7 protein-coding genes are annotated in these 11,664 nt (G+C 57.2%); all 7 read right to left on the bottom strand.

Translation table 11 applies throughout. From position 1 onward, the window contains the following. Positions 1-325: 325 nt before the first annotated feature. Complete coding sequence (locus PHC90_10225; protein ID MDD3846722.1) at positions 326-1,030, bottom strand: isochorismatase family protein; 705 nt, start codon at positions 1,028-1,030, stop codon at positions 326-328. Positions 1,031-1,165: 135 nt separating this feature from the next. Further along, positions 1,166-2,368, bottom strand: coding sequence for a Xaa-Pro peptidase family protein (locus PHC90_10220; protein ID MDD3846721.1), 1,203 nt, complete (start codon positions 2,366-2,368; stop codon positions 1,166-1,168). 19 nt (positions 2,369-2,387) lie between these two features. Next, positions 2,388-4,880, bottom strand: a complete 2,493-nt coding sequence (locus tag PHC90_10215) for a mechanosensitive ion channel (GenBank protein MDD3846720.1) — start codon at positions 4,878-4,880, stop codon at positions 2,388-2,390. A gap of 72 nt (positions 4,881-4,952) precedes the next feature. Further along, positions 4,953-7,289, bottom strand: coding sequence for a CHAT domain-containing protein (locus tag PHC90_10210; GenBank protein MDD3846719.1), 2,337 nt, complete (start codon positions 7,287-7,289; stop codon positions 4,953-4,955). Between the two features lie 12 nt (positions 7,290-7,301). Further along, positions 7,302-8,966 carry a thiamine pyrophosphate-binding protein gene (locus PHC90_10205; GenBank protein MDD3846718.1) on the bottom strand — a complete coding sequence of 555 codons (1,665 nt, stop codon included), beginning with the start codon at positions 8,964-8,966 and terminating at the stop codon, positions 7,302-7,304. 114 nt (positions 8,967-9,080) lie between these two features. Further along, complete coding sequence (locus PHC90_10200) at positions 9,081-9,863, bottom strand: M48 family metallopeptidase (protein ID MDD3846717.1); 783 nt, start codon at positions 9,861-9,863, stop codon at positions 9,081-9,083. Further along, a partial coding sequence (locus PHC90_10195; protein MDD3846716.1) for a carbon starvation protein A occupies positions 9,838-11,664 on the bottom strand: 1,827 nt, incomplete at its 5' end. The genes PHC90_10195 and PHC90_10200, both read right to left, overlap by 26 nt.

The raw sequence follows: 11,664 nt of genomic DNA, 5'->3' as shown, positions 1-11,664 counted from the left end.
TTCGAACAGGTAAGTTGAAATTTAGGTAAAATTCACGTGATAGTGGAACCGTCTGACAATCTCTCCCCGAATTTGCCCCCATGTACTCTCATTATTAAAGAACGTTCAAATTAGTGTCAAGAAAAACTTCACAAAAAAAATGGACCTTAAACAATTCCCACAGGTTAGCCACAGGCCTTGCGATAGGCCCTCAGGCTCTTACGGACCACCTGTTGGAAGAACCTTCTCGCCCGAGACCCCTGAATGGATCCTCCGATCGGTCGTTGCCCCTGCCGCTCACCGATCGAAATAGGCGAATGTTCCTTTGAGTTTTTCATCGCCTGGTTTAGCAATCTTTTCCCGGGCAAGGACAATGCCTGGGAGATCTTTCTCGCTCGATCCCCGTCTTATCCACGGTGTCGCGAATCTCCTCTATCATCTCTTCAATTGCGCTTATGACGCGCACCCCTTTGCGTCGCATTTCGTCGACAGCGGCCGCGGCCGTATGGGGAGATACGGATCGGCAAAGATCCTCAACAACAACCGTCGGGTAGTTCGCCGCAGCGAGGTTGAGGGACGTGGCCTTTACGCAAAAATCGGCTGCAAGCCCATAGACTATGACTTTCTCTATTTCGTTTATCCGCAGTATGTTGTGAAGCTCGTGCCCGTGCTGAAAGCCGGAGTATGATTCGGTCATCCGGTCCTGCGCCTTCTTTACCACTGCAAGAAAAAGGTTATTGTCTATAACGATACGGGCATTTTCCGTCCCCTGTATGCAATGAGGCGGCCAGAGTTCTTGAACTGTTCCGTTGACAAGCGTCGTTTCAAAGGGTCTTTTGCCCGGATGGCTCGTGGCAAAGGACACGTGATCGGGAGGGTGCCAGTCCTGGGTGCCAAAAACAGGGAGGTGAAGCTCTTTCAGCAGCCGCGTGGCCTCTTCGACGCTTCTCACGTAATCTTCATCAGAGCCGGGAACCGCCAGGCTCCCTTGTTTCCACTCGGTAAAGTCGCCCTGCAGGTCGATGACAATGACACCCCATTTCCCGGCCATTTTTCCTCCCCATAGTATTTGCCGCAGGGTAACCCCGCCCGTCAAGGAGAATAAACGCGTTTCCGCGCCTGCCGACAAACGGCTCGGATCACGATCTCCTTTCCACGAAACAACGGGTCGTTGATGTGTGACGCATCAAATACGTGCAATGTCTGTCGAATTTGTCGTGACCCGTTCAACTCGATCGGGGCCCACTATGAGATCGATCTCGATGCCGACCGCCCCGAGGTTGGGAAGTACGAATTTCGGCTCAAATGCGAATACCATCCCTCGTTCCAGCAGCATTTCGTGCCGCGGGGTCAGGACGGGCAGTTCATTGATCTCGAGACCGAGACCATGGCCGATGAATCCCACCTTGCCTTCGCCGTATCCCATGAAGTATTCCCTGAGGCCGGCCTTCCTTGCCATGTCGTCCGCGCGACGAAAAATATCCCTGCAATCGGTCCCCGGCCTTGCGAAGGCGATCACATCCTCTATGATCGATTGTGCTGTTTCATAGGGCCTTCTGAAGGGCTCCCGGAGTTCGCCGACCACGAAAGTCCTCGTCTCGTCGGTGATATACCCGTTATACCCTCCGCCATAGTCTATCGTGACCGGGACACCCCTCTCGACCTCCTTGAAGGAGGACCCCTGAGGGACGGCAGGTGTAACGCCTATCCCCGTTATCGGCGCGTCAAGCAAAGTGGGAAGGGCACCGGTGAATCCCGCCTGCACGGTCATCGTCATCATTTCCTGATTTATCCCTCTCATCCTGAGAAGACCCTGATGGCCCATCTTTCTGCTGGCGGACATGAGGACCGCTTCGATCTCAAGCTCCGTCCGGCCTTCGCGGACCTCATCCCGTGCCCTTGCGAAAACATGGGAGAGCATCTCGCCCGACCTCATTATCTGGTCCAGCTCGAACCGGCTCTTGATGGCCCGCACCTCTTTGATCTGCTTTGATATATCGGCATACCGGCCGAAACCGACGACCCTCTTCAACCTGTCAAAGACCGCGACGGGCAGCACATCAAGCTCCAGACCGGCCTTTCCCTTGAGGAGATGCCGGTCGCTGAGGATATCCCCTATTTCCCTATCATTCTTGACGGGGGTGATGGCAAGCGGCGTCTCCATGGCCGCTCGTTCAGTACCCTTTTCAACAAAGATGAGGGGCTCCTGTTCCAGAGGTATCACAACAACGCCTTTCTGCATCGTTCCGGTGAAGTAGAATCTGTCTACACTCTGCACCATGAAGGCAAAGTCGATCCCGGCGCCCGCCATGAGATGACGAAGTCTGTCGATCCTGTTCAGAAGATCGTCCTTTGGGACGGGATCGAAGGAGCCCACTTGCTTTAGCATTCTCACCTCTTCAAGAACGTTACGTCTCTGGCGCTTTCTGGGCTTCCAGGCAGGTGTTAAGGCCTTCAGCCGAGCGGATATGGATGTCCTGCTGGGGGAAGGCGATCTCGATGTTGTTATCCTTAAATGCCCTGTCTATCTCGAACCGGATCGCGGAAGATATCCTGTCCCGTGTCTGGACGGGGTGCCGTATCCAGAATCTCAAGCGGAACACAAGGGCGTTGTCTCCAAAATCCCAGAAAAGAACATAGGGCTCAGGACCCCTCAGGACCCCCGCATGGGAAAGAGCGCAGCGGACAAGAAGGTCTTTCACGAGTTCGGTGTCGGAGCCATAGGCCACTCCCACGGCTATCTCGGCCCTGCCCCGCGGATCACGATACGTCCAGTTGACTATGTTCTTGTATATGAGGTCAGAGTTGGGTATGAAGATGGTGGAGTCGTCGTTGGTCTGCACGATGGTGTTCCGGATATTTATCCTCATCACCGTTCCACGAACGTCCCCGAGTTGGATCTCATCGCCGGGGTGGATCGATCTGCCGAAAAGGAGTATGAGGCCGCTGAAAAAGTTCTTGATCATGTCCTGAAGGCCGAAACCGGCCCCAATGGACAATCCCCCGGCAATGATGGCCAGGTGGGCGACGCTCACCCCTATCAGCTTCAATGACAGAAGAACATACAGGGACCATATCACGTATGTCGATATGGCGTGAAGGGATTTGACAACCCCTTCTCTTACCCCGGTCCCAAAACGCGTTGCGACAAATGTGATGGCCGCGTTGACGAGAACAACGAAGGATCGCGTGACGAAAAGAATGGCGAGAATAACAACGATCATGGACAGGTTCAACGAGAGATACCCGATGATCACATGCCACTGTATGATCTCGGCGACAAGGGGCATGCCGCCGACATAGAGGGTTATCCAGAGTATGGTGACCGCAAAAAGCCCGAGAAAGACCACGGGGAACACAACGCCTTCGGCAAGCCTCCCGGCGACAGTTGCGCCTTGCTCGGTGGCCGACCGGATCTTTCTGAGGCACCCCGTCAACCCGGCCCCCAACTCGATGTTCAGCATAATCGCGAACCATATGGTCGCGGCGAGCATCGAGAGGCTGCCCCATCCGAAAAGGGTGGCGGCGGCAAGAACATACGACAGCCAGATAGTTATGGTGAGCACTCTCCTGTCCAGAGCGTGCTGGTCTTTCCTCTGAAGGATATGCGAATAGATCCCGGAGACGATGAAAAGGAAAACGAGCAGAGGGGAATACTCCAGTGCAGAGAAATGAAAGAGCTGAACCAGCACCCCCGCGGCAAATATTACCCAGAACTGCCAGAGGGGATTATGTTTATAGGTTGCCGGATCGCCGGCCGACAGGCGCCTGAGATTCCAGCCCAGGCTGACCAATCCAGCCGCCAGTATGATCTCCGAGAGAAAACTCACCGTGCTCAACGGGCCGATGCCGGTCGTAGCGCCTATCACCATGAGGGGAAGACCCAGCGCCGCATAGCAGCAAAAGGGAAGAAAGTAACGCACCACGGGCACTGAGGGATATTTTCTTCGAAAGTGTACCAGGATGGCCAGGAAAGCACCGAGCATGGCAATAACGAATATCGCCCCTTTCGTCAGGGAGGCCGTTATGGCATTTTTGTTCTCGCTGTACGGGATCAGCCAATACGCCGAAAAATCTGTCCAGTTCTTGAGAATGATCTTCACCGTTTTCCACGCATCTGCCGTCAAAAGACTCCGGCTGTAAGGGGGTGCGAGGAAATATGTTTTCCACGCCAGTTTGAGGTCGTCCTCGATGAGGGCCATTCTTGGTTCCAGCCGGGCAATGAGCTGCTCGACGGCATTGGGGATGATCTCGACAATGCCTTCGGCCGATTCGACAAGAGCTATGGTCTCTTTCAATTCCGTGATATGCTGCCGGGCGGATTCGTTCACTCCGGGGATGGAATTGTCCGCGGCCAAACGTTCATACTCGTTCAAATGCGTGCTAATTATCCTTTTCAGGTCCCCGATGAACTTGGTCTCCAGTTTCACGGGCGCTATAAGGGCCTCGGCCTGGTGGCGCACTATCGTCAGCTGCCTCAGCATATCCCGCATCTCGATGGGATTGTCATCTTCCATGTTGTGCATTATGAAGAGCCGGAGCATTTCCTGGCTGAGCCGATGCGTCCTATCGCTTATCTTGCCCATGCGCTCAGGCTGTCCCGCGATGTAGGCGCGGATGTCCTTGCGCGTCGATTCAATGGCCAATTTCTCCTTCTCGATCATCTCCCCGAATGATGACGGCTTGTCCTTTGCGAGAAGACCACCGGCGGGTAAAAAGACCGCCAGCAGAACAACCGTGACCATGGATATGAGAGGTGAGAAGTATTTAGAAAAAAAGCCGGTATATGTCATTCGAGGGCCGATATCCATACAATTGCACAGACCCTGCCCTTTTTCAAGGCAAATGAGGAGGCCGAAGAAACGCCGCAGGCCTTTGAACCGCCTGAACGCTGGAAACATGTCATCATCCAGGGCTTGGCACGGGATCCAGCGGTTTTGGAGCGGTTCAAACTATTCGAGCGATTCATGCGGCTATTTGGCCGAGCCAGTGAGTTGAAAGGCGGCCCAGAAGAAGGGGTGAGAGAATTTGCTTTTCGTTCTCAGTTGCGCCTGTCTGAGTGCTTCGGCCTTGCCGGTCTTCTTCAGGGTATTGTAGAATTCCGTCATCAGGTACGATGTGGCCATGTCGTCGACCTTCCACAGGCTCGCCACAACGGAGGCCGATCCCGCATAGAGAAAACCACGCGTCAAACCAACGATATCGTCGCCGCTCGCTACCTTCCCGAGACCCGTTTCGCAGGCGCTCAATGTGACGAGGTCGGCATCGATCTTCATGGAATAGAGTTTGTCCACCGTCAGCCTGCCGTCGCTGTCGCCGTCGCGGGCAAGCAGAAGGGCCGAACTCAGCGGCGCATCGGAGTCGAAATGGCCGTGGGTCGCGAAGTGGATGTAATTGAACCCCATACCGTACGCCCTGAAGGCCGTCTCCGTCGCTTCCTTGCGAAGGAACACCCTGGACCCCGGCGATGTTCCCGCGATGGCTATGGCCTCACCCTGGGAATAAGTGAGATCGTACCGTGAATCGCCAAGGTCGGGGTTCCCGAAGGCGATGATGCCAGGCCGCCCCGCCGACCTTCTTGCATGCAGGTACGCGAGAACGCTCGCGCTGGGCATCATACGGACGGTGTATCGCTCGACGAGGTAACGATCACCGTCATATAACGCGTTGAAGGGAAGATAGTGCAGGGCACCGTGAGGGACGATCACCAGGTTCGGTGCCTTGAGGACACCCTCGACGAGACCGATGGTCTGGCGATAGATGCGCCGCGAGAGGCTGACAAACGCACCGGAACGGGGGTTCTCGACGAGCGTCCGCAAAAGGCGGATATCGTCAACCAGAGTGCCTTTCTTCGTTTTCGTCGACCTCAATTGGCCTTCCGAGATTGTGAAGATGTAGAGGTCGTCGCCCGTGTAATAGTATTCGATGAGCGCTTCATCGGGGCCTATAAGGGAGCGAATCTCCGCGACAGGAACGGTGGAGACGCTTATCAGCGAGGCAAGCTCAGGGGACTGCGCGCGCAGCTGCTCCCTCGTCTTGATGCTGAGGCTGCGCAACCCCGACGATGCCGGGGACGGGTCCTGCACAAGAGCCTCCTCTTCCTCTTTCTTGTGCAACGCGAGCAGGTCGAGGACCTTTTTCCGGTCGCCGGAAGATACCGAAAAGTCCTGTTTCTCGGCCAGCAGGTCGACGAGAGCCCGGGACTTGGAACGCTCAACATACTCAAGGGCCGGCGCGTGCTGCCCATCGGAGTGCAGGCAGGCCACAAGGCGTCCGTACACTTCCTGCTTATCGCCCACGAACCCGATCTTGTTCGACTCGGTGTTGATCGACGAGCGCTGCCTCTCTATGACATCCACCGCCTTGCGATAGAGGTCTATTGCAGTCTTGAGATCCCCTTCCTTCTCGGCGATGCGTCCCCTCTCAAAGAGGGTAAGCCAGTAGATCTCGCCGTTGTCGGCAATCCGCACATTGCGCAACATGACGTCCATCGTCCTCTTCGCCTCGGCGAGGTCTCCCGTTTCCGAAAGGCATTTGCCGCGAATGAAAAGTTTGGGCAGGATCAGGTAGATCTGGGGACCATCGTCCCCCGAATAGCCCCAGGCCATATTGTTCACAAACCACACCGAGCGGTCCCAGACGCTCTCTTCATCCTTCACATACTCCAACGCCTTCGCGTACTGACCAAGCGCCATGTGGATCCTTGCGATGGCATTCCTGCGGAAGGGACGGGTGAAAGAGCTCCCCATAAAACCAAGGGACATCTCTTCGAGCTGCCTTATCTGGTCCGCCGCATTGGCGCGGTCTCCGCCGAGGGCATAGGCGAGACCCATCGTTCCCATGACCGACAGGCGGTACACCTTGGGCGGCCACATACCCGTCGTCATCCTGTCCTGCACCTTGCCAAGGGCGTTCTTTCCTTCCCTGATCGCTCCCTTATAATCGCCGAGCTCGATAAGCGCCTCGGCGCGAAACATATGGGGCATGGGCGTCGCATCGGAATTGGAGATAAAGACCTTGTCGGTCTCGAGAACGGTATCGCCCGACTGGATCCGCTTTTCGAGCCCGTCGAGGCAATCAAAAAGCTTGCTGTACCTCTTGAGGCGGGAATAGGCATAGCACAGATGGCCGAGGATGGTGGTGTTGGGCGTCCCGGTTCGGGCAAGCTCCTGCTCCGCCGCTTTTTCGAGCTCCGAGAAACTTCCGACCATCTCGAGGTCGGTAAGCCCAGCCGCCCCTGCACCCACGGAGAAGAGCAATGTACATACGAAAAGGCCAATAATCAGGAAGGATCTGACCGGCACTTGCATGCGTCCCCTCCTCTATTTCTTCTCCTGCGCCCTCCGGAAGGATTCGCCGAGACGGCGCAAACCATCGGAGCAATCGCCCTTCGGCAGACAGGCCTCGATGAGCACTAGCTTGTCCTTTTCCCGAGCGGCGGTGCTCATCGCCCCGGCAAGCTCCTCCTCCGTGGCGACCTTGATGCCGACGGTGCCCGACCCGTCGCTGAACACCCCGGGCAGTTTGGAATACTGCCACATCTGGAGGTCATTGTACGGCCCGTCCTCATGGAGGAGCCGCTCGACGAGATAGCCATCGTTGTTGATGAGGACTATTACAGCGGGGCAGCCTTTCCGGATCAGAGTGGAGACCTCCTGCGCCGTCATCTGGAAGGCTCCGTCGCCGGTGAGGACGACGGGGCGTTTTTCGGGACGCGCCAGGGCAACACCCAGGGCCGCCGGCGTGCAGTAGCCAATGGAGGAATAATAGTTCTGGACGATAAAGTTCTCGGCCTCTTCGATGTGAAATTCCGGCGCGGCGCAGAAGGCGTCGCCCGGTTCCGACAGAAGGACCATCTGATCATCGAGAAAATGATCGAGGCACTCGTAGAGGCGCGGAGCCGTCAGGGCGCACGATGGTTGAGGCTCGAAGGGCCTCTGCGGCTGAAGGGATTCCGCTGGATGTGAGCTCAGGAAGGAGCGGGACCGGGCGGCCAGGGTCAGAGTACGGATGAGGTCCTTCAACTGAATCTGGTGATAATAATGGTTGCCGATGCGGACCTGACCCCCCTGGGCGAAAACCATGCGCCGGTAGTCGAGATTCACGCTGAAAAGACCCGTGTCCAGGTCGGTTATCCAGGCACCGAGAGAGAGGAGGCAGTCGGAGTCTTCCACCTGCCGGCGCACCACCTCCCGGCTCCAGCCTCCCTGGTAGATGCCCGCGAACTGGGGATGAAGCTCGGGCAGAACCGACTTGCTGCTCAGCATCGTGGCAAAGGGGATCTCCGCCGTTTCCACGAATCGAAGCGCCTCGGCCCCAAGGCCGAAACGGAGCAGTTCCACGCCGGCGAGCATCAGGGGGTGCTCGGAGTTGTCGAGCATCCCCACGATCTCCGATACGCACTCTGTCAGGCTGTCCTCGTCGGAGACAAGAGGCGCGGACCCGGGAAAGGCCCCCGGGGCGCGGCATGGTGCGTGCGTGATGTCGGAGGGGATCTCCAGGTAAACGGGCAGCTTCCGGGTGATGCAGTTTCCGATCACCCTGTCGATCTCATCGGGAGCGGTGCCGGGGTCCGTCAGTATGGCCGCATCGGCGGTCATTTTCCTGAATATTTCCAGTTGGAGATAATAATTGGAGACGAGGTGATGCACGAGCGCTCCCGCTTCCCTGCGCCCCGCCGGCGGGGCACCGCTGATGATGACAAGGGGCACATGTTCGGCAAAGGCCCCCGCTGCGGCATTGAGAATGCTCAAGCCCCCCACCCCGTACGTCACAACCGCGGCACCGACGCCGTTCATCCGGGCATACCCGTCTGCCGCATAACCGGCGTTCAGCTCATTGCAGGTCCCCACCCATTCAATGGGGCTGGCAACAACCTCGTCCAGAAAATCGAGGACGTAATCCCCGGGAACCCCAAAGACATGCCTGACGCCGATCTCATGAAGGCGGCTGAGCAAATAGCGTGACACCGTGCAATTCTCTTCCATCGATATCCCCCTGCCAATATTGTTAGTCTATCGCAACCCCACATAATTGCTACACGATGCCGCGTGGAAAGTCAACCACGTACTGGAAAGACAAAGGTCTGAAGTGAAAACAGGTTACTCCACGGTGTCTATGGCTTTCTCGATCGCGTCGATCCTCTCCTGTGAAGGCGGATGGGTGGAGATGATCGCGGGGGGATTCTTGCCCTGGGACATCTTGAGGAACATTTTCTGGATGTCGATCATGGCCCGCGGATTGTAGCCGGCGAGGTGCATGATCTTTACCCCTTCGGCGTCGGCCTGCAGTTCGTTTTCCCGCGAGTTCTTGAGCATCAACAGGCTGGCGCTGATCTCTGTGGCCTTGAGAAGTATGGTACCGGAAATGCCTTCATCGCCGAGCATGGCGCCCATGATCTGAAAACCCAATTGGGCCAGCATCTGGCGCTGAATGGCCTTCAGGGAGTGCTTGTTGACGACGTGGCCTATCTCGTGGCCCAGTACGCCTGCGATCTCCTGATCGTCCTTGAGCTTCTTCAATATGCCGGTGGTGATGTAGATATATCCGCCGGGGGCCGCAAAGGCATTTACCAGTTCATCGTCGATGACGGTAAAGGTATAGTTCAGGCCCTTTCTGCCGGAACGGGCTGCGAGCCTCCGGCCGATGTCGCCTATTCGCTGGTTCAGCTGCCGGTCCGTCGATATGCGGTACTGCTGCCGCAGCTGGCCGTCGGTGTTCTTTCCGATCTCGATCTCGCTTTTCTCACCGATAAAAACAGGGTCGTGCTCCGTGCTGGTGATGAAGTTCGAGGCTGCGCCCGATCCGCCTCCCGCCATGATGCACATGACGAAGACAAGAAAGGCCCAGAGCGTTCTCTTACTTCCCGAGGTGCGGATTCTCATCGTCGACCCTGACGAGTACACGATCCCCCCATGTGTCGGTCACCATGTCTTTGATGTTAAGAAGCCTTCTTGTCCGTATGCCAGCGGAAACCATGATGATAAGGATGAGGAGCATGATGACGGCGCACAAAAAAGCAAGCAGGTAGAGGCCGTTCGGCAGGTAATTGGCTGTTATATTGATGTACCCGGCCCAGAGGGTAATGATTGCCATGACGATCCCGGGAATCAGGGTTATCCATATGTATTTTTCCCTGCCGAGGCGAACCAGCATCGTACTTGCGATGATCAGGGCACAGGCGGCCAGGAGCTGGTTGCTGATCCCGAAGAGCGGCCAGATCGTCGATATCGATCCCGTATACAGCAGGTAGCCCCACATGAAGGTGAAAACCAGTCCCGTCGCCATCATCCCCGGAAGCCAGTTGTGGTTGTTGAACCTGGGGAAAAAGACGCCGGCCATTTCCTGCAGGAGGAATCTCCCGGCCCTCGTCCCCGCGTCGATGAGGGTGAGGATGAAGACGGCCTCGAACATTATGGCAAAGTGGTACCAGTAGGAGATCAGTTTGTCCATGGCGGGAATCTTCGAAAATATGAAGGCTATTCCCACCGCGAGCGACACGGACCCTCCCGGCCTGCCCTGGAGCTGTTCCTCGATCATGCTGGAAAGCCAGGGGAGATCGAAAGGTTTCATGCCCAGTTTTGAGTACATTTCGGCGGACGAATTGATTGCGAAATAATCGGCCGGCACGAGGACACAGGCCGCCACGAGGGCCATCATGGCGACGACGCCTTCAAAGAGCATGGCACCGTACCCGACGAAGAGGATGTCCTTTTCGCTCGCCAGCATCTTCGGCGTCGTCCCCGAGGCAATCGTCGCGTGGAACCCGGAGATCGCTCCGCAGGCGATGGTTATGAAGAGAAAGGGGAAGACACCTCCCGGGACGACCGGGCCGCCTCCGTGGACATACTGGGTAAATGCCGGCATCCGGAAAGTCGGGTGCAGGAAAAGGATCCCCACGGTGAGGGCAGCGATGGTGACAACCTTCAGAAAGGTGGAGAGGTAATCCCTGGGGGCGAGAAGGAGCCATACGGGCAGCACCGAGGCGGCGAATGCGTAGACCGGCAGGAGCAGGGATATTTGTTTCTTGCTCAGCCTGAAAAGGGATGCCAGTTCAGGGAATTCGGCAACGAACCTCCCGAAGAACACGGCCGAGAACAATATGGCGACGCCGACGACACTTGCGATGATCACGGCCTTGTTCCCGGGCCTTCGCATGATGACGCCCATGATCAGGGCGGCGGGTATCGTGGTGGCCACCACGAGCATCCCCCAGGGGCTCTCGGCAAGGGCGTTCGTCATGGCGATCGACGCGCCGGCGATGGTGAGAATGAGAATCAGGAGAAACGCAACAGAAGAAACCGTGCCCGCGGTCTTTCCGATCTCGCTTCTGGCGATAACGGCGAGACTCTCCCCTCTGTGCCGGACGGAGGCGAAGAGCACGACGATATCATGCACGGCGCCCCCCACCACGGCCCCTATCAGGATCCACAGAGCGCCGGGCAGAAAGCCGAACTGGGCGGCGAGGACAGGCCCCGTAAGCGGCCCCGCTCCCGCTATCGCCGCGAAATGATGGCCGAAGAGGACGAAGCGGTTCGTTTTGTGGTAGTCGAGGCCGTCGGCCATCGTAACGGACGGCGCCGGCCGGGACGGGTCCACCCGCAACACCTTCCGTGCTATGAAGAGGCCGTAGAACCTGTACGCTATCGCAAAAACACACAGGGCGGTGAACACGAAAACGGCGGG

The organism is Syntrophorhabdaceae bacterium, assembly GCA_028698615.1.
GTDB lineage: Bacteria > Desulfobacterota > Syntrophorhabdia > Syntrophorhabdales > Syntrophorhabdaceae > Delta-02.
Note: the sequence above shows the minus strand (reverse complement) of the source record. Positions and strands in the feature narration are given on the sequence as shown.

Excerpts from the sequence above, each read along its gene's own strand:
- PHC90_10225 (MDD3846722.1), bottom strand. The coding sequence starts at position 1,030 with ATGGCCGGGAAATGGGGTGTCATTGTCATCGACCTGCAGGGCGACTTT.
- PHC90_10220 (MDD3846721.1), bottom strand. The coding sequence starts at position 2,368 with ATGCTAAAGCAAGTGGGCTCCTTCGATCCCGTCCCAAAGGACGATCTT.
- PHC90_10215 (MDD3846720.1), bottom strand. The coding sequence starts at position 4,880 with ATGTTTCCAGCGTTCAGGCGGTTCAAAGGCCTGCGGCGTTTCTTCGGC.
- PHC90_10210 (MDD3846719.1), bottom strand. The coding sequence starts at position 7,289 with ATGCAAGTGCCGGTCAGATCCTTCCTGATTATTGGCCTTTTCGTATGT.
- PHC90_10205 (MDD3846718.1), bottom strand. The coding sequence starts at position 8,966 with ATGGAAGAGAATTGCACGGTGTCACGCTATTTGCTCAGCCGCCTTCAT.
- PHC90_10200 (MDD3846717.1), bottom strand. The coding sequence starts at position 9,863 with ATGAGAATCCGCACCTCGGGAAGTAAGAGAACGCTCTGGGCCTTTCTT.